17 protein-coding genes are annotated in these 18,637 nt (G+C 45.6%); 13 read left to right on the forward strand and 4 right to left on the reverse strand.

What is annotated here, in order from left to right:
* Window positions 1–83: 83 nt before the first annotated feature.
* From metA to AC1VYS_RS09140, 6 genes are all read left to right on the forward strand, one after another.
* Entirely contained in the window at window positions 84–1,001 is a 918-nt protein-coding gene (gene metA / locus AC1VYS_RS09115; protein WP_441925823.1) for a homoserine O-acetyltransferase MetA, read from the forward strand.
* A 24-nt stretch (window positions 1,002–1,025) separates the two neighbouring features.
* Window positions 1,026–2,210, forward strand: a complete 1,185-nt coding sequence (locus AC1VYS_RS09120) for a PLP-dependent transferase (RefSeq protein WP_482913974.1) — start codon at window positions 1,026–1,028, stop codon at window positions 2,208–2,210.
* Window positions 2,207–3,388 carry a trans-sulfuration enzyme family protein gene (locus AC1VYS_RS09125; protein ID WP_482913975.1) on the forward strand — a complete coding sequence of 394 codons (1,182 nt, stop codon included), beginning with the start codon at window positions 2,207–2,209 and terminating at the stop codon, window positions 3,386–3,388. Before AC1VYS_RS09120 ends, AC1VYS_RS09125 begins: the two co-directional genes overlap by 4 nt.
* A 211-nt stretch (window positions 3,389–3,599) precedes the next feature.
* Window positions 3,600–4,736, forward strand: a complete 1,137-nt coding sequence (gene mqnC, locus AC1VYS_RS09130; RefSeq protein WP_441925817.1) for a cyclic dehypoxanthinyl futalosine synthase — start codon at window positions 3,600–3,602, stop codon at window positions 4,734–4,736.
* Between the two features lie 311 nt (window positions 4,737–5,047).
* Window positions 5,048–6,019: an aldo/keto reductase gene (locus AC1VYS_RS09135; protein WP_482913976.1), complete on the forward strand. Its 972-nt coding sequence runs from the start codon at window positions 5,048–5,050 to the stop codon at window positions 6,017–6,019.
* Complete coding sequence (locus AC1VYS_RS09140) at window positions 6,019–7,032, forward strand: zinc-binding alcohol dehydrogenase family protein (protein WP_482913977.1); 1,014 nt, start codon at window positions 6,019–6,021, stop codon at window positions 7,030–7,032. The genes AC1VYS_RS09135 and AC1VYS_RS09140 overlap by 1 nt, the downstream gene beginning before the upstream one ends.
* A 117-nt stretch (window positions 7,033–7,149) precedes the next feature.
* Here the strand turns inward: AC1VYS_RS09140 and AC1VYS_RS09145 are convergent, their stop codons facing one another.
* The 4 genes from AC1VYS_RS09145 to AC1VYS_RS09160 form a co-directional block, all read right to left on the reverse strand.
* Window positions 7,150–8,055, reverse strand: coding sequence for a YitT family protein (locus AC1VYS_RS09145; protein ID WP_482913978.1), 906 nt, complete (start codon window positions 8,053–8,055; stop codon window positions 7,150–7,152).
* Window positions 8,056–8,175: 120 nt separating this feature from the next.
* Window positions 8,176–9,414 (reverse strand): cation:proton antiporter, encoded by a 1,239-nt coding sequence (locus tag AC1VYS_RS09150; RefSeq protein WP_482913979.1) that lies wholly within the window; start codon window positions 9,412–9,414, stop codon window positions 8,176–8,178.
* Window positions 9,415–9,418: 4 nt separating this feature from the next.
* A complete protein-coding gene (locus tag AC1VYS_RS09155; RefSeq protein ID WP_434752074.1) occupies window positions 9,419–9,913 on the reverse strand; it encodes a cation:proton antiporter regulatory subunit in 495 nt (164 codons plus the stop codon).
* Between the two features lie 327 nt (window positions 9,914–10,240).
* The gene (locus AC1VYS_RS09160; RefSeq protein WP_482913980.1) at window positions 10,241–10,651 is read right to left on the reverse strand and encodes a hypothetical protein; all 411 of its coding nucleotides are present in this window, start codon (window positions 10,649–10,651) and stop codon (window positions 10,241–10,243) included.
* Between the two features lie 295 nt (window positions 10,652–10,946).
* Here AC1VYS_RS09160 and AC1VYS_RS09165 point away from each other — a divergent pair, with 295 nt between their 5' ends.
* From AC1VYS_RS09165 to AC1VYS_RS09195, 7 genes are all read left to right on the forward strand, one after another.
* A complete protein-coding gene (locus AC1VYS_RS09165) occupies window positions 10,947–11,891 on the forward strand; it encodes a putative sporulation protein YtxC (RefSeq protein WP_482913981.1) in 945 nt (314 codons plus the stop codon).
* A 480-nt stretch (window positions 11,892–12,371) separates the two neighbouring features.
* The gene (thrS, locus tag AC1VYS_RS09170; RefSeq protein ID WP_482913982.1) at window positions 12,372–14,309 is read left to right on the forward strand and encodes a threonine--tRNA ligase; all 1,938 of its coding nucleotides are present in this window, start codon (window positions 12,372–12,374) and stop codon (window positions 14,307–14,309) included.
* A gap of 439 nt (window positions 14,310–14,748) precedes the next feature.
* Entirely contained in the window at window positions 14,749–15,288 is a 540-nt protein-coding gene (locus tag AC1VYS_RS09175; protein ID WP_482914950.1) for a 3D domain-containing protein, read from the forward strand.
* A gap of 117 nt (window positions 15,289–15,405) precedes the next feature.
* Window positions 15,406–15,615: a hypothetical protein gene (locus tag AC1VYS_RS09180; RefSeq protein WP_482913983.1), complete on the forward strand. Its 210-nt coding sequence runs from the start codon at window positions 15,406–15,408 to the stop codon at window positions 15,613–15,615.
* A 238-nt stretch (window positions 15,616–15,853) separates the two neighbouring features.
* Window positions 15,854–16,903 (forward strand): cell wall-active antibiotics response protein LiaF, encoded by a 1,050-nt coding sequence (liaF, locus tag AC1VYS_RS09185; protein ID WP_482913984.1) that lies wholly within the window; start codon window positions 15,854–15,856, stop codon window positions 16,901–16,903.
* A gap of 3 nt (window positions 16,904–16,906) precedes the next feature.
* Entirely contained in the window at window positions 16,907–17,944 is a 1,038-nt protein-coding gene (locus AC1VYS_RS09190; protein ID WP_482913985.1) for a HAMP domain-containing sensor histidine kinase, read from the forward strand.
* Window positions 17,941–18,603: a response regulator gene (locus AC1VYS_RS09195; RefSeq protein WP_482913986.1), complete on the forward strand. Its 663-nt coding sequence runs from the start codon at window positions 17,941–17,943 to the stop codon at window positions 18,601–18,603. Before AC1VYS_RS09190 ends, AC1VYS_RS09195 begins: the two co-directional genes overlap by 4 nt.
* Window positions 18,604–18,637 lie beyond the last annotated feature (34 nt).

Consider the following 18,637-nt stretch of genomic DNA (forward strand, 5'->3'; position numbering starts at 1 on the left):
GAGGTCTTTGTCATATGCAGAGCTTCTCAGAACATGATTTTCGCACCCAATGCGATCTATGAAAAAGGAGGAGTCGATTCACTATGCCAATTAAAATTCCGGATACACTGCCAGCAAAAGAAGTGCTTGAAGGGGAGAATATTTTCGTTATGGACGAATCATCTGCGTACAAGCAGGATATTCGACCGCTTCGTATAGCCATACTCAATCTGATGCCTACGAAGGAAACGACCGAAACACAATTGCTGCGTCTGGTGGGTAACACACCCATTCAAGTTGATGTTGTGCTGGTGCATCCCAAATCTCACACATCCAAGAACACGTCACAAGAATATTTAGACCTGTTTTACAAAACATTTGATGAGATCCAGCACCGCCGTTTTGACGGCATGATCATTACGGGTGCACCGGTGGAACAAATGGATTTTGAGGATGTGAACTATTGGGAAGAGATTCAGGAAATCTTTGAATGGACCAAAACCAATGTAACCTCGACAATGCATATATGTTGGGCCTCACAGGCAGGTTTATACCACCATTTTGATGTACCCAAAGTTCCACTGGATGAAAAGTGTTTTGGCGTATTCCCACATACAATCAACAAACCTCATGTTCCTTTGCTCCGCGGATTTGATGAAGTTTTCAACGTTCCACACTCCCGTCATACGGAGGTAAGACGGGAGGATATTGAGAAAAACGATAAGCTGGAGATCCTGGCTGAATCGGAAGAAGCTGGCGTATTCCTGGTTGCAACCAAAGATGGAAAGCAAATTTTTGCTACAGGACATGCCGAGTATGATCCATTTTCATTAAAGTGGGAATATGATCGTGATGTTGCCAAGGGATTGGATATCGCGCTACCAAAGTATTACTATCCTAAAGATGATCCATCCCGTATCCCACCGGCAACATGGCGTGCACACGCTAACTTATTATTCTCTAACTGGCTCAATTACTATGTGTATCAGGAAACACCTTACGATATTGGCCCGCAAATCTAATCGAGATTACAGGAGGATGCAGTAATGGAAGATAACAAGTTGAAAATGGAAAGCCGTCTAGCTCAAATTGGGTCCATCAATGAACCGGTAACAGGTGCTGTTAACTTTCCGATCTATCAATCCACTGCGTTTCGTCACCCGAAGCTGGGACAAAGCACGGGGTTTGATTACATCCGTACGACGAATCCAACACGCAAAGTGCTTGAAGAAGCAGCAGCGGCACTTGAGTCCGGAGATGCTGGTTTTGCCTGTAGTTCAGGTATGGCGGCATTGCAAACGATCTTTGCTTTGTTCAGTCAAGGGGATCACCTGATTGTTTCTCTTGACCTGTACGGCGGTACTTATCGTCTGCTAGAACGGATTTTGTCCCGGTTCGGTGTGACGGCAAGTTATGTGGATACAAATGATCTTGCCGCACTCGAGAACATCCGTCAGCCGAATACAAAAGCCGTATTCATCGAGACACCAACGAATCCACTCATGATGATTACGGATGTGGGCGCCGTTGCTTCCTGGGCAAAAACGCACAACCTGTTGACCATTGTGGATAATACGCTTCTAACGCCTTTCTTCCAGCGTCCGATTGAACTTGGAGCCGATATCATCATTCATAGTGCGACCAAATATTTGGGTGGACATAATGATGTGCTCGCTGGATTAATTATTACCAAAGGTGAAGAATTGTCCGCAGAGATGGCATTCCTGCATAACTCCATTGGAGCCGTGTTATCGCCGAGTGATTCATACCAATTAATGAAAGGCATGAAAACGCTGGCTCTACGGATGGAACGTCATGAGTATAATGCACTCACCATTGCAAAATTCTTGTTGGAACATCCAGCGGTTGCCGAAGTATTTCATCCAGGGTTGTCCGATCATCCTGGATATGAGATCCAGCAGAAGCAATCCTCCGGGAATACAGGCATTTTCTCTTTCAAAGTGAGGGATGCACGATATGTAGAGCCCTTGCTGCGCCATATCGAGTTAATTGCATTTGCTGAAAGCCTCGGAGGGGTAGAATCACTCATGACGTATCCAGCAGTGCAAACTCACGCGGATATTCCACTTGAGATTCGTGACGCGGTTGGAGTGGACGATCGTTTGCTTCGGTTCTCGGTAGGCATCGAACATGCGGAAGATTTGATCGCCGATCTGAATCATGCACTACTGGCAGCACAACAGGAAGTTGAAGGGGGCGTAACTTCATGAGCGAAACCAACAACAATAAGCCCAATTCACCCGAACTGAAGTTTGATACCAAGCTGCTTCATTTTGGGGACGAGATTGATAAAACAACAGGTGCTTCCAGCGTGCCGATTTATCAGGCGTCCACTTTCCATCACTTTGATATCTTCAATCCACCGCAACATGATTACAGCCGTTCAGGTAACCCTACCCGTCAGGCACTTGAAGATTACATTGCGCTTCTTGAAGGCGGGGTACGCGGATTTGCGTATTCGTCAGGAATGTCGGCAATATCCAGTGTGTTCATGATGTTCTCCGCAGGGGATCACGTGATTGTAACGGAGGATGTTTACGGGGGGACGTATCGTCTGCTGACGACTATACTAAGCCGGATGCAGATTGAGACTACTTTTGTGGACATGACAGACATAGAACAAGTCAAAGCAGCACTTAAACCTAACACCAAGGCTGTGTATATGGAGACACCTTCCAACCCGACCTTGAAGATTACGGATATTGCCGCTGTGACGTCCTGGTCCAAGCAGCATGATCTGATTACGATTTTGGATAACACATTTATGACACCGTACTATCAGCGTCCGATTGAGCTTGGCGTCGATATCGTTGTACATAGTGCTACGAAGTTTCTCGGCGGTCATAGCGATGTACTGGCTGGTCTTGCTGTTGCGCGTACAGATGAACTGGGTAGACAGCTGAAACAGCTGCAAAATGGGCTTGGAACGGTTCTGGGAGCCCAGGAATCCTGGCTTCTGATGCGCGGTATGAAGACACTTGGTGCACGTATGGCTCACAGTGAACAGAGTACAGCCAAGCTGGCTGCTTGGCTCAACGAGCGTCAGGATATAACGGCTGTGTATTACCCTGGACTTGCGGATCATCCGGGTCGTGAAGCGCATGAGCGCCAGTCTACTGGCTACGGAGCAGTCGTATCGTTTGACGTAGGTTCAGGTGATCGTGCAAAAGCTGTTTTGAATCAGGTGAAACTGCCGATTGTTGCTGTAAGTTTGGGAGCAGTTGAAAGTATTCTTTCGTACCCTACGATGATGTCTCATGCGGCTATGCCTGCTGAGGTTCGATATGAGCGCGGGATTACCGATGGTCTACTTCGTTTCTCCGTTGGGCTTGAAGACATTGATGATCTGATTGCCGACCTGGAGCAAGCACTTCAGTCCACTTTATAAGTTGAAGTTTGAATGGATTATAAATGATTTTATATGTCAAAATTTTAACTCATTTTTTAAGCACCTTTTCATAAGGTGCTTTTTTTCACATGTAACCTGTGTTACGATATGTGGAGTACAGAAATGCGATGTTGCAGCCAGGACTTGCTTTTTTAACAAGCCGGGAGTGATCGTCGTATTATTTTCTCTTTACGAGGGAGGCTTTTTTACGATGAGTACGGTAGACCGTATCTTAGATAAAGCCCTTCGGGGCGAACGTTTAGACTTGGAAGACACGATTCAGTTATTTGAATCAGATGAAGTGGACAAAATCGGGGCAGCTGCCAATGTGGTTATGAAACGTATGCACCCTGAACCATACAGAACATTTGTCATTGGGCGTAACGTCAACTACACGAATGTGTGCGACGTATACTGCCGTTTTTGTGCTTTTTACCGCAGACCTGGGTCAGAAGAGGGCTATGTGCTGCCCGATGAAGTGATTTTCCAGAAAATTAAGGAAACAGAAGATGTCAACGGAACCGAGATTCTGATGCAGGGTGGAACGAACCCCAATCTGCCTTTCAGTTATTATACGGACTTGTTGAAAGCGATCAAGGAGCGTTTCCCGAATATTACGATGCACTCCTTCTCGCCAGCTGAGATTATGAAAATGGTTGAAGTATCCGATGGTCTTACGCTAGAAGAGGTAGTACGTGCCATTCATGAGGCTGGACTGGATTCCTTGCCTGGTGGTGGAGCAGAGATTCTTGATGACCGTACACGCCGCAAAATTAGCCGTCTGAAAGGCTCATGGCGCGACTGGATGGATGTAATGCAGACCGCTCACCGGATCGGTATGAATACAACGGCTACGATGGTTATAGGTCTAGGTGAATCCATGGAAGAACGTGCGCTGCATCTCATGCGTGTACGTGAAGCACAGGATGAGTGTATTGCGAATAAGTACGATTCTGAAGGCTTCCTTGCCTTTATTCCTTGGACATTCCAGCCGGACAATACAAACCTTAAGCTGGAGCGTCAAACACCAGAGGAATACCTGAAAACGGTAGCGATCAGTCGTCTGGTTCTGGATAACATCAAGAACATTCAATCTTCCTGGGTTACGATGGGACCTGAAATTGGCAAGAAATCGCTCGAATTCGGTTGTAATGACTTCGGTAGCACGATGATTGAAGAGAACGTTGTATCCTCTGCGGGAGCAACGTACAAAGTAAATATTGAATCTATCCTTCGTCTGATTCGGGAGTCCGGTTACATTCCGGCACAGCGTAATACCCGTTATGATATTTTGCGTATGTTTGATGAGGAAGGTATTGTGCCTAAAGATTTCGTCATGCAGAACTAATATTTACATTTATAGCTATTATGAGTTTGTATTCGAATACCATCACGTGAAATGAATAGTAACTCGTTCCGCAGCATTAGGGATAAAGCAGGTCAAACCTGTTTTGTCCCTTTTTGTCGTGCGTATACAGTACAGGTACACGTTATCTTGTTACGGTGTCAACCGTAGTAAGTAGTTTGTTGTGGTTTTACCAAGGAACAGAGATCATCAAACAGTATATATTACGCATTTAACGATATGTTATATTGATTTTTAACTGATACAATGAAGGGACAGTTTGTGTAGTCAAACCTGCTGGGAGGAACGAATCGATGAAAACAAGAAAACTTGGAAAGACAGCAATAGACGTACCTGTTTTAAGTTTCGGCGCATCCTCGCTGGGATCTGTGTTTCGTGATATTGACCGAGACGAAGGCATTCGCACCGTTCATGCGGCCATAGATGCAGGCATGAATTATATAGACGTTTCGCCTTATTACGGATTAACCAAGGCGGAAACAGTACTGGGTGAAGCGATCCGAAGTTTGCCGCGCAGTTCTTATACGTTATCTACCAAAGCCGGACGTTATGGGGAAAACGAGTTTGATTTTTCACGCAAGCGTATTCTGGATAGTGTACAAGAGAGTATGACTAGGCTGCATACGGACTATCTTGATATTTTATTTTTGCATGATATTGAGTTCGTGGCTCCTGAAATTATCATTGAGGAAGCTTTTCCGACGCTGTTAGAACTGAAAGAGCAGGGTGTGATCCGTTATGCCGGAATCTGTGGATTGCCGCTGCCTTTGTTTGAAAAAATACTACCACAGCTGGATGCGGATGCGATTATCTCCTACTGCCATTATGCTTTAAATGATACGTCGTTGGTATCGCTCTTGCCATTGCTGGAGGAAAAAGGGGTTGGACTTGTAAACGCTTCCCCGCTCTCGATGGGACTGTTAAGTACACGCGGGACGCCGGACTGGCATCCAGCAGGTGACCGAGTGAAGGAGCTTTGCTTGAAAGCTGCTCGTTTCTGTGAGGAGCAAGGCAGTAATATTGCGAAGCTGGCTGTTCAATTTTCCACAGCAAATGAACAAATTCCAACTACTCTCGTAAGTAGTGCGAGCCAGCAAAACATTGTCAACAACGCGGCCTGGGTTGAAGAGCCTATAGATGAGCAGCTTCTAGAAGAGGTACTCCGTATTCTGGCTCCATTAAACAATGAAACATGGGCAAGCGGACTAGCGGAATATAACATGCAGAGCAATATTACGAAGAATGCATCTGAGGGGGAACAATGATGAGAGCTATCGTATGTGAAGAAATTGATCGCCTGGTGCTTAAGGAACTCCCACAGCCCGAAAGAGCTGAAGGTGAAGCCTTGGTTGCTATTCAGCGGATTGGTATTTGCGGTACGGATCTGCACGCGTACAAAGGCAATCAGCCGTTTTTTACGTATCCTCGAGTACTTGGTCATGAACTTGCAGGCATCATTGAAGAGATTGGCCCAAATGAGGCTGGTTTACAGCCAGGGGATCAGGTAAGCATTATTCCTTATCTGCATTGCGGGCACTGTATAGCTTGTCGTTCAGGTAAGACAAACTGCTGTGCATCCATGCAGGTTATGGGCGTACATGTGGACGGAGGTATGAGAGAACGGATCACCGTACCTGTCTCTCATCTGCTGAAAGCAGAGGGATTATCACTGGACGAGACAGCTATGGTTGAGCCGCTTAGCATTGGGGCTCATGCCGTGCGTAGAGCTGCACTTCAACCAGGGGAGCGGGTCGTTGTTATTGGAGCCGGACCCATAGGACTTGGGGTAATGGCTTTTGCCAAAGAAGCAGGCGCATATGTCATTGCGGTGGATCGCAATCTGGACAGGCTGGAATTGAGCAAAACGTGGGCTGGGGTAGATGAGACTGTGCAGGCGGACGAACAGGCTTTGCAGCGAGTATCCGATATCACTGGTGGTGATTATGCTACGGCTGTATTTGATGCGACAGGTAATGTGCATTCCATGAATGGGGCTCTTCCGTATGTGGCGCACGGGGGACAGCTGATTTTTGTTGGGCTGGTGAAGGCGGATATTACGTTCCATGATCCGGAATTTCACAAGCGTGAGATGAGTATGCTGGGCAGCCGGAATGCAACGCGTGAAGATTTTGAACAGGTGTTGTCGACATTGCGTGACAAAAAATTAAGTATGGACGGTTACATCACACATCGAGCGCCATTTGATGAACTGCCAAATGCAATGGACAAATGGTTGTTACCAGAATCACAAGTGGTTAAAGCCATCGTAGAATTATAATTTCATAATGTAAGGGTTAATTGAAGAAACGCTCTCTTCCGCGGCGATGGACAGATGGAATCCAATCCATCTGCTCATCGGGGATGAGAGCGTTTTGTATTTGTTGAGCTAGTTATTTTATTTTTCTGGATTCGATACAATACCTGCATGAGGGTCAATATGCCGAACAATAGACTTTAACCAGATCATTTCCAGGAAGTGAACTTCGTAATAAAGGGTTCCGGGAATCTGTCCGATCCAGCCTTCCGCCCCGGCAACTGGAGAAGTCTCCATTTTAGGGTCGAACCTCCCTGGTTCCCTGCGCAGGCGATTGCGTACAGCTTTTTCAACTTGAGTGCTCTGTGTAGTCAGAATGCATATTTTGCGTTTGGGGGAGAACCCCCTGAATGCAAGGTACACCATTTCATAGGCAATCAGATAAGCGATGACAGAATACATGGCCTGATCCCAGCCGAAAACAACACCAGCAGCTGTGAGAATGATCAAGTTAAGCAGCATGATTATTTTTTCGATAAGCATCCGTTTCCCGCTAAAAACACGTTCAGGTGGTCGGGAGGACGGATCACCGATTTCCAGCGTATCCAGTGTCCCTCCATACCGAACAACTAGCCCGATCCCGAGCCCCAGGCATAACCCGCCAAACATGGCAGCAGCCAAAGGGTGCTCGACGAGCGGCGGCATGGGATGTAGCACGATGGCACCGATCGAAAAGACAACCAAACCCAGAACAGTAACCAGTACAAACTTTTTCTTCACAATCTTGTAGGATACAAAGATAAACGGAACATTGAATAAGAACAAGAATAAGCCGATTCGAAGCTCAGTCCAGTGTGCAAAAAGGGAAGAGATTCCCGTTATGCCGCCAATAATAATTTTATTGGGGTGTAGAAACAATTCAAGTCCCACGGAGGCCAATATTCCGCCAATGATGACCAGAAACAGATTCAACCAGGAGCGGGATGGCGATACGCTTCTCTTAGCAGCGCGTGGCACCGGATTAGCCGATATCAGAGGTGTTTTCACAGGTCATCCTCCTTCAGTGCGGCTTCGAGCCATTCTCCCTGGGTTCTTCACAGAAAGTTCGGCGTGCAGCCGCTCAGTCGCTTGATACGATCATAGGTCTGCTCAGCACAGACATCTCACTTATCCTTCTTTCTGCAGAACTTTAGGTTCCTCTTTTTTCTTGCGAGGATCTTTGAACTTGAATATTTTATCCAAAATACGGAATACGTGTTTGGACTCTTTGGTGAGCAATGGCCCAAGAATAGCCAAAATCAATACATACAGTGCGGCAAAAGGTTGGAGTAATGGTAACAGTCCACCGGCCTTACCCATGTTAGCCATAATAATCGAGAATTCACCCCGAGACACAATGGTTAACCCGATATTCGCAGATGCTTTTGGTGAAAGTCCTGCACTTCGTCCAGCAAGCATACCTGCAAGGAAGTTACCAAACAGTGTGATAACGACAGCGATCAACGCCAGCCATATGGCTTCACCACCAAGGGACAACGGATCGATGGAAAGTCCGAAGCTGAAGAAAAAGATGGCTCCAAAGAAATCACGGAACGGAAGAATCAGGTGTTCAATACGTTTAGCATGCTCCGTTTCCGCCAGTACAAGACCAACCAGCAAAGCGCCGATGGCTTCAGCAACGTGGATTGTTTCGGAGAAACCAGCTACAAGGAATAGTGCTCCGAAAACAACAAGTGAGAATAATTCATTGGAACGAATCTTGAGCAGTTTATTCAGTAATGGTGTCGCTTTGCGTCCGATAATGATAACGACAAGCATGAAGCCAAGAGCAATCAGAGCGGACATGATCACGCCTCCGATGGAGGAGGAATCACTGAGTACAAGTCCAGAAAGGATGGAGATATATACGGCGAGGAATACATCCTCGAACATAATAATACCCAAAATCATTTCGGTTTCCGGATTGGCTGTTCGTTTCAGATCTACGAGCACCTTGGCAACGATGGCACTTGAAGAGATTGTCGTAATCCCTGCAATGATGAGTGCTTCAGCTGGCGGGAAATTGGCTGCAAATCCGAAAGCAAGGCCTAACGTAAAGTTAATCCCGATATAGATCGAGCCGCCGACAACGATAGAGCGACCCGATTTGACCAAACGACCTACAGAGAACTCTAGCCCCAGGTAGAAGAGCAGGAACAGAATACCGATCCGACCCATGAAATTGATGAACGGCTGACTTTCGATAAACCGGAAATCCAGATGCCAGATTTGCATGGCATGTGGTCCCACGGCCATCCCGATCAAAATATAGAACGGAACAACCGAAAATCTTAGTTTTGCGGATAAAAGGCCGGCTGCTGCAATGAGCACAAGTGCCAGACCTACTTCAAAAATCAAATGGTCCATCGAGTTACCCCCTTCCTGTCAGGAGGAGGGACTTGAAAAGCTTCTGCTGGTTGCGTTCGCCAACGGCAACTACTGTAGATTCTGAGCTAATCACAACCTCCGGACCTGGGCTGATGTGTTTTTTATGATTTTTCTCCACAACGGCAATAACCGTTGCGCCAGAGTTTTGACGTACATTCAATTCACCAATGGATTTGCCAATGCACCCGAATGACGCTTCGATTTTGTACCATTCAATAATCAGATCGTCAAAGGTAACTTCAATATTTTCAAGCTGTTTCGGTTTGTAAGTCAATCCGCCAACGATCGCGGCGATCTGTCTGGCTTCATTATCGTCAAGTGTAATCATGGAGATGCTTTGATCTGGATCATCATATTCAAAATGATACATTTCACGGCGTCCATCGTCGTGAATAATAATGACAATTTTATCACCGCTGCTCGTTTCAATTTGAAATTTTTTGCCGATTCCCGGCAAATCTGTTTCGCGTACATCCATGGATAGTATGCCTCCTTGTAATTGAGGCTGGCCATAGAAGGAAGGCCTTTTCTTCCCGCATCTGTTCATCTGCTGCTCAGGACGGAACATCAAATGGTGCGGGGAAACAGAGCCAGTAATTCCTGACACAGCCGAATATATAATGAGAAATAAAATTAATTAATTTGAAAAAAAGTACAACAAAGAACATTTCAATAAAAAGTGGTTCATACCAAGTTTCAGAACTAACGTTTACATAAAGGGTTGTAAGTTATGCATGAGAACACCGTCTTCATTGAAGAGGCGGCTCCATGCGCAGGCAGCCTGACGAATACGGCAAACAGGCTCTTATCGAGCGTAGGCGTATTTCGGTGCCATCGGAGAGAGGGATAAATACATACTGGTAAACTTAATAGGCAGCAGAAACAATCTGCGCTTGAACAGACAATACCACGGCTTAAAAGACAGACCTGCTGTAGGAATTCGCAGCACGATTAACAATGCGAGGACAAGAAATACAGGCTTGGTTTGCTTCATTGCAGCAAGCTTAGACATGACTTGCGGATGTTTGCGAATGACAGGTTTCTGCTGAGACTCGGGTATTGGAGACAGTACTTCGAGCCCTTCTTTATTCGAAGTGGCATCGACGGACACGCCAACGGCAGACTCTGTCTGCATTGGAATCGGGAAGCACAGCGCCTGAAAGACACACAAAATGATGATAATCATGTGATGGAGCAGTCTAGGTTGTTGTCTCATGGTTGGCTTCCCCCCTTCCGTCAAGATACTGTTATAAAAATAATAACACATTTTTGCTTGATCTCCAAACCATTCATTCAGAGTTCACTAAACCTTCATTATGAATTTTGGCAAAAGAATCTAATTGAAGTATCCTACAAACCTCTCATTGAAGTATCCTACAAACCTTTCATTGAGGTATCCTACAAACCTTTTCTGTAGTGCTGAGAAATCATGACACTCTTTCCATCAACCGCTTCGTATATCCCTTTGGGCCTTGCCATATACTTTGAAGAGAAGGAAAGGAGTGATTCTTATGGAACTGTTTGCAGTATGGACCGATGTGTCCGGGCAGGATGAAGCAGATCATTTTCACCAATGCATCAAGGAAAAAATCAAAGGTTTACATATAAGCAAAAGAGGCTTCCGGCTTACCTTCAAACATCAGGATGGGAGAGCAGTCTGGATGTGCAGAGGCAATGAGAATCACGAGGAATTCCAGCAATGGCTCCCGCGTATCAGTGATTTGCTCTCTTTGGGTATAGCCGATTTCATTATGGAGACGCAAGAACGTAACATGGTAGAAAATATTATTGCCAAAACATGTTCGGTAATGGATGAGCACGAGGTCGAAAAAGTTCATCGAATCTGTATGCCTCTGCTGATGAATAGTGAATTGGATCAACCCGGCCTGCGTGAACGACGCCGTGCAACATTAGCCAAAGGTTTAAGGCAGGATCTGGAGGATATTCATTTTTTTCATCTCGAAGGTATTATGAATTTCCGTATCCGTTCTTATAAACAGGAATTACAGGACCTGGTGGAATATGCACTCGATGAATTCTGGATGGATCGTCAGTATGAAGAGTTCATGGGGTTACTGAAGTACTTTGTTTTTTTTCAGGAGGCGAAGGTTTCCTTGATCCATCTGATTCACAAAGGCAAACATGAATTTCAGGTGCTTGATGAAGGACTTAATCTGTTGCCGGTTCAGAAGGATGAGCAAGTTGTCGTGGAGATGCCAGGGCTTGAACTGGAGATGGATATTGAAGACATGATCGTGAGTACGCTCATTTCAATATCACCTGAAAAAGTAATGCTTCATACCAGTACACCAGAGTTGCCCATCATCTCGACCATATGTCAGATTTTCGAAGATAAGGTGCAGATATGCCACCAATGTCCTGAATGCGAAGTGCTCCGTTCTGGATTGCTGGCAAGTCTTGACGCAGGCGATCTGGGCAATTATAATAACTGTTGATCCGTGATTGTATGCTGATGAGAATGGATGGTATGTTCACGGAAATGTTTAACAGGAACAACTTAGAATCAAAAAGCGTTGACAAAGACACGAGCCACACGTTAGATCGGTGCAGAGAGAGGAACCTGGGCTGAAATTTCCTCCGGATATCGCGTATGGTTTACCCCTTTGGAGCTGCAATTTTGAAAATAAAACCGGTCTGTCCACCATTTTAAAAAATGATTGGCGGTTTTGTGAGTAAGGATTTGCCGGGTCATGCCCGTTACCGCCATGCCAATGAGGGCTGTATTCCTGTTTATCAGGAACAACCAGCTGAATTAGGGTGGAACCACGAGTATAACACTCGTCCCTTTACCGGGACGGGTGTTTTTTGCGTTTTTTCCGTTATTCCTCTAAGGGAGCGGAATACGTAATAGATGATCAGTCCATTGCAAGACAAAGAAAATGGATGATGTTTAATTTACAGGAGGAATGAGACAAATGGCAGTAAACATTAAACTACCGGATGGTTCCGTACGTGAGTACGCAGACGGAAGCAGTATTGAGGATGTAGCTGCTTCGATTAGTAGCGGACTTCGCAAAAATGCCGCAGCAGGTAAACTGGATGGCATCGTGGTGGATCTTTCTACTCCGATTCATGAAGGAGCTTTGGTGGAGATCGTAACGCTGGATTCCCCTGAAGGTCTTGAAGTAATGCGCCACAGTACAGCTCACTTGCTGGCTCAGGCGGTAAAACGTCTGTACGGTAACAAAGAAGTTCATCTGGGCGTAGGGCCAGTCATTGAGGATGGTTTCTACTATGACATGGATCTGGAACATCCGCTTAACCCGGAAGATTTACAAAAGATTGAGAAAGAAATGGAACGCATCGTCAATGAAAATCTGCCTATCGTGCGCAAAGAAGTTAGCCGTGCGGAAGCGATCAACATTTTCAATGAAGTCGGCGACCCATACAAACTTGAATTAATCAATGCTTTACCCGAAGATAGCGTAATTACGATCTATGAGCAAGGCGAATTTTTCGACTTGTGCCGCGGACCACACGTGCCATCTACAAGCAAGATTAAAGTGTTCAAACTGATGAACGTAGCGGGTGCCTACTGGCGCGGGGATAGCAAGAACAAAATGTTGCAACGTGTATACGGTACTGCTTTTGTAAAAAAAGCACAGCTGGACGAGCACTTGCACTTCCTGGAGGAAGCGCGCAAGCGTGACCACCGTAAACTGGGTAAAGAACTGGAAATGTTCACGTTCTCGCAACTTGTAGGTCAAGGTCTGCCGATCTGGTTGCCTAACGGTGCAAAATTGCGTCGTACATTGGAACGTTATATCGTCGATCTGGAAGAAAGCCTGGGATACCAGCACGTTTACACTCCTGTATTGGGGAATGTAGAGCTATACAAAACTTCCGGTCACTGGGAGCACTACCAGGAAGACATGTTCCCGAAAATGATTATGGATAACGAAGAACTGGTTCTTCGTCCGATGAACTGTCCTCACCATATGATGGTATATAAATCTAATATGCACAGCTACCGTGATCTGCCGATCCGTATCGCTGAATTAGGCATGATGCATCGCTATGAAATGTCTGGCGCTTTGACAGGTCTGCACCGTGTACGTGCGATGACATTGAATGACTCTCATATTTTTGCACGCCCGGATCAGATCAAAGAAGAATTTGCTCGTGTTATCGAACTGATTCAAACGGTCTATAAAGACTTTGGCATCCATGAATATCGTTTCCGTCTGTCCTATCGTGATCCGCAAGACACTGAGAAATATTTCCAGAACGATGAGATGTGGGAAATGTCCCAGCGCATGCTGCGTGAAGTTGTGGAAGAGCTTGATCTCCCGTTCTATGAAGCTGAAGGCGAAGCGGCATTCTACGGTCCGAAGCTGGACGTTCAGATCAAAACAGCACTGGGCAAAGAAGAAACACTGTCCACTGTACAACTGGACTTCCTGTTGCCTGAGCGCTTTGAGCTTGAATATGTTGGTGATGATGGACAGAAGCACCGTCCGGTCGTTATCCACCGTGGCGTAATCAGTACAATGGAGCGTTTCACTGCATTTTTGCTGGAGAACTTTGCAGGTTCATTCCCGCTCTGGTTGTCTCCGGTTCAAGCCAAAGTTATTCCGGTATCCGGAAACTACGATGAGTATGCGCGTGAAGTAGAAGCAAAGCTGAAACGTGCAGGCATTTCGGCAGAAGCAGATCTGCGTAACGAGAAGTTGGGATACAAGATTCGTGAAGCCCAGCTGGAAAAAATGCCTTACATGTTCGTTGTGGGCGAGAACGAGAAAAATGCTGCATCCGTATCCGTCCGTAAGCGCGGAGAGGGTGATCTGGGCATGAAGCCGGTTGATGAGATTGTTGCTCAGTTGAAAGAAGAAATTGCTTCAAGACAAGTTTAATTTTGATTCTTGCTCTGTAAAATAAATGAACGAAACCGTCTGAGATCATGGCTAGCCCATGATTTTCAGACGGTTTATTTGTTGTTTGTCTCTTTGTCTATGTGAAGTCTATAGCATAGACAAGGTATAGAATGAATGCTTTTTGGTAACCCTTTGCAAGTGAGGGGGAGGTTATACCATGAAAAAGCATCTTTTAAAATTCAATCCAAACAACAAGTTCATCATCGTGTGCTGTTTCGTATTTGCCGGGATTTTGATGAGTTACAATGAGGCTAAGGCCTATATATTTGAGGAAGAAAGCACTGTACTGCACGTTCAGGAATACAAAAGCCAGGATAAAAATGATGTGACCAGTAAGGGGAGAACACATCCGACAGCAAGGTCGAATCCAGCTGAACTCACCTACACAGACGAGGCTCAATTGACTACACTTGTATACATGGCTTTCATGTGGTCCCCGCAGCCGATGGTCCTACCCAAACCTGAAATGCCGCAGAAACGGGGAATGGAGTCTGTCGATCCCGCAATGCCAGTGCTGGCACCTCGTTCAGAACAAATTCTGGAGACACAGAAAGTGACCGCAACGGGGTACACCGCTGGAATTGAGTCCACAGGCAAAACTCCAAAACATCCACAATACGGCATTACGTATTCAGGGGTGAAGGTTCGGCGGGATAAGGAGACAGTTTCGACCATTGCAGCTGATCCAAAGTTATTTCCGATGGGTTCCATTTTATATATTCCCGGTTATGGTTACGGTATTGTTGCTGACACCGGTTCAGCCATCAAAGGTAACAAGATCGATTTGTATTTTCCGACAACCAAGCAGGTCTATAAAGAATGGGGCAAAAAAGATGTTGAGGTTCAGGTGATCAAGCAGGGTGCTGGAAAATGTACTGAACAGATGCTGGCGGAGTTGTCCAAAGCCATTGATGTTTATAAAACGGTTCCGGATTCCTGGCTAGACAAAGCCATCTAATAAAATGATGGAATGTTATGCCTGAATAACAGAAAGGCTCTCTTCACATAATATTGACTGGGGACGAACCCCGCACTGCAGCAAGCAGTGTAAATATGAAGAGAGAGGTGATTCGTTGTGGCAAAGAAATCCCAAGGTTACCAAACGCCGAACGAGAAGTATGATGCTGAATTTGGACAGGAGAATGGAAGCGCCGCGTCTAAAGTAAAGCAATCCGCTCAAAACAAAGTACAAGACAATTTCCAAACACCTGATGAAAAATATAATGCCGAGTTTGGTGTAGAAAACACAGGTCAAACCAGCCGTGCAGGCAAATACCAAAAGTAGTTTCGGTGAAATTAAAGCAACAAAAACAAATCATGCAATATAAAGAAATGATGATTTACACACCCTGGAGCGACTGCTCCGGGGTGTTTTCATATTTTTTTATACAAAATGTAAAATTTACAAAATTATCCTCAGGTCTCGGTCTCAAGACGGAGACAACTTCAACCTGTCGGCGCTGTTAACGTTGGCATGTCTGAGGTACACTGGATATAGTATAAAGACAAAGGAGACATGTGTGATGAAACGATCTACGCAAGACCGTTGGTGGGTTGGCATACCTCTTATCGCTATCGGTGCATTGATCTTGTTCAGACAATTGGGATATGACATTGATATAGGTTACTTATTTAGAACATACTGGCCGGTCTTTTTGATCTGGTGGGGAGTTAAAGGGTTAACCGAAATTCGTCGCAACGGTGGATATGCTGCGATGGGACCTGTTATTGTGCTTGCTATAGGTGGTTTTTTCCTGGCTCGTAACTTGGGTGTGATTGGTTACTCACTGGGAGAGTTTATCCGTTATCTAGTTCCTATTCTGCTGATCGGCGGAGGGTTATATGTGCTTATTGGATCAGGACATCGGGATCGGAAACCTGATGGAAATGGAAGCAAAACACCGCCTCCACCGCCTGAGCAGCCATATAAGCCGTTGTCCCCTCAAGATTTGGAGATGCCCTCATCATTTGATGAAGAGTTCGAGAAGACATTTGGCAAACCAAAGCAAGAGCAACCCTCGGATAAACATCAATCCTTTCATTCCGAAGAGGGACCGAATCTGAAAAAAGACAGTGAACAGTTTGGACAGTCCAATAAGAAATACAATTCACATTCGGATGAGCAGAAATTTGGAGGCTTTGGTCACGCTAATTCTCACAACTATAAGTACGGGTATGAAGAAGGCTACGGAAAAACATTTAATAAATCAACGTTCATTGGTGACTTTCATATGGGCAAAGAAGTGTTTACGCTGAAACCGATGAACATCTCCTCATTTATTGGTGATACCGTTATTGATTTGACCAAGGCGCAAATTCCATATGGTGAGACTAAAATTGTTATTTCACATTTTATTGGCGATGTTAAGTTGTTTATTCCTGAGGATATGGATCTCGGTATTTCATTAACGACGAATTCCTTTATCGGTGATATGAAATTACTGGATCACAAACGAAGCAGTTTCATGGGCAGTGCACAAGAAGAGACTCCACATTATCAGGAAGCAGGCAAGAAAGTGCGCATTATTGTCAGTGTGTTTATTGGTGACGTCAAAGTGAACAAGGTGGGTTAACACATGATTCGAACGATTCTCAAAGCAAACAAATGGGAACTGATGATGTATTTCGTGTTGACCGGATTGATTACACTCGGTGGATTTTACCTGTTATACGGGGATGTGCTTACAGGGGTTAATCGAAATCGGGCTTGGACGTATATTGGAGTTGTTATTGTAGGAACCATTGTCACGGGATATATCGCTGCATTACGCCTTCAGCGCAAAATTGATGTCTTGGATCTCAATATGCTGAAGGTGTCTAAAGGCAATCTGTCGGTTCGAATGCCGGAAGCGGATGATGCATCCTTTGGCCGAGTGTACCAGGAATTCAATGTGATGATGGAATCCATCGAGAAAAAGATGAGGTTGCTCCAGCGGCTTGGCGAGCAGGAAGTGATCGAGAAAGAACAGGCTTCTGAGCGTGCCGTTATCGAGGAACGTAAACGGATGGCAAGGGATCTGCATGATACGGTGAGTCAGCAATTATTCGCAATGCATATGTCTGCTTCCTCTTTGCCACGTTTGCTGGAAATGAATCCTGAGCATGGCCGGAATGTGCTGGATCAGTTAATTCAGATGTCTCATATTGCACAGCGCCAAATGCGTGGACTGATCGCCCAGCTCAGACCTGTAGAATTGGAAGGACGCGACTTGGCTGGCGCACTGGACAGCTGGTTTCCTGATTATTGCCGGCAAAACGGTCTAAAAGGCGTGAAAGAGCTGGAACTGGATGGCGGAGTGTCGGATGCCATTGAGCACCAGCTGTTTCTCATTATTCAGGAGGCTGTCGCGAATGTTGTTAAACATGCTGAAGCCGGACTGGTTAGTCTTGCCATCCGTGAATCAGAGCATCAGATCAGTATGAGTATCAGCGATGATGGACAAGGTTTTGTGCAACAGGCGGAAAGACCGGGGTCGTACGGGTTATCTACGATGCGTGAACGTGCAGAGAAGCTTGGCGGACAAGTGCAGATCATATCCAAGCCCGGAGCGGGTACAACAGTAAGGGTGCTCATCCCGAAATTTCAGAACGTGTCTGAGGAGGAAATGGAATGAATGGCAAAGTAAACGTAATGATTGTAGATGACCACGATATGGTACGAATGGGATTGAAGACATATCTGATGCTGGAGCCTACATTTCATGTGATGGCAGAAGCAGGCAATGGACAGCTTGCGCTGGATCAGCTTCGTCAGATGAAAGAGTCGGATATGCCGGATCTGATTCTAATGGATCTGATGATGCCTGTGATGAATGGCGCCGAGGCTACACAAGCTATTATGTCTGAATTTCCGGAAATGAAGATTGTAATGCTGACCAGCTTCCTTGAAGATGATCTCGTTGTTCAAGCGATTGAGGCAGGAGCGGTCAGTTATGTACTCAAAACAGTATCGGCCGAAGAGCTCATCTACGCTCTACAAGGTGCCAACAGAGGTATGCCCGTGATGACGGGAGATGTTTCGCAGGCTTTGACGCGGGGAATCCGTCAGCGGACAGCAAGAGAGAGTGAATCCGGGCTCACGGAACGGGAGAAGGAAGTGCTTTTGCTCATTGCAGAAGGGAAAACCAATAAAGATATCGGAGAAGAATTACATATAAGTATCAAAACCGTTAAGACACATGTGAGCAATCTGCTGATGAAATGTGAAATGGATGATCGGACACAGCTGGCGATTTATGCCCATCGGCAAGGTTGGGTGAAGAAGCAAGGCTGAAAATGTTGTTATGCCGGGAAAAAACAGCAATTAT

The sequence above is a fragment of the Paenibacillus sp. G34 genome, assembly GCF_056856875.1.

Bases quoted from the DNA above. Each gene is read 5' to 3' on its own strand.
- metA (WP_441925823.1), top strand. From the start codon at position 84: ATGCCAATTAAAATTCCGGATACACTGCCAGCAAAAGAAGTGCTTGAA.
- AC1VYS_RS09120 (WP_482913974.1), top strand. From the start codon at position 1,026: ATGGAAGATAACAAGTTGAAAATGGAAAGCCGTCTAGCTCAAATTGGG.
- AC1VYS_RS09125 (WP_482913975.1), top strand. From the start codon at position 2,207: ATGAGCGAAACCAACAACAATAAGCCCAATTCACCCGAACTGAAGTTT.
- mqnC (WP_441925817.1), top strand. From the start codon at position 3,600: ATGAGTACGGTAGACCGTATCTTAGATAAAGCCCTTCGGGGCGAACGT.
- AC1VYS_RS09135 (WP_482913976.1), top strand. From the start codon at position 5,048: ATGAAAACAAGAAAACTTGGAAAGACAGCAATAGACGTACCTGTTTTA.
- AC1VYS_RS09140 (WP_482913977.1), top strand. From the start codon at position 6,019: ATGAGAGCTATCGTATGTGAAGAAATTGATCGCCTGGTGCTTAAGGAA.
- AC1VYS_RS09150 (WP_482913979.1), bottom strand. From the start codon at position 9,414: ATGGACCATTTGATTTTTGAAGTAGGTCTGGCACTTGTGCTCATTGCA.
- AC1VYS_RS09155 (WP_434752074.1), bottom strand. From the start codon at position 9,913: ATGGATGTACGCGAAACAGATTTGCCGGGAATCGGCAAAAAATTTCAA.
- AC1VYS_RS09160 (WP_482913980.1), bottom strand. From the start codon at position 10,651: ATGAGACAACAACCTAGACTGCTCCATCACATGATTATCATCATTTTG.
- AC1VYS_RS09165 (WP_482913981.1), top strand. From the start codon at position 10,947: ATGGAACTGTTTGCAGTATGGACCGATGTGTCCGGGCAGGATGAAGCA.
- thrS (WP_482913982.1), top strand. From the start codon at position 12,372: ATGGCAGTAAACATTAAACTACCGGATGGTTCCGTACGTGAGTACGCA.
- AC1VYS_RS09175 (WP_482914950.1), top strand. From the start codon at position 14,749: ATGGCTTTCATGTGGTCCCCGCAGCCGATGGTCCTACCCAAACCTGAA.
- liaF (WP_482913984.1), top strand. From the start codon at position 15,854: ATGAAACGATCTACGCAAGACCGTTGGTGGGTTGGCATACCTCTTATC.
- AC1VYS_RS09190 (WP_482913985.1), top strand. From the start codon at position 16,907: ATGATTCGAACGATTCTCAAAGCAAACAAATGGGAACTGATGATGTAT.
- AC1VYS_RS09195 (WP_482913986.1), top strand. From the start codon at position 17,941: ATGAATGGCAAAGTAAACGTAATGATTGTAGATGACCACGATATGGTA.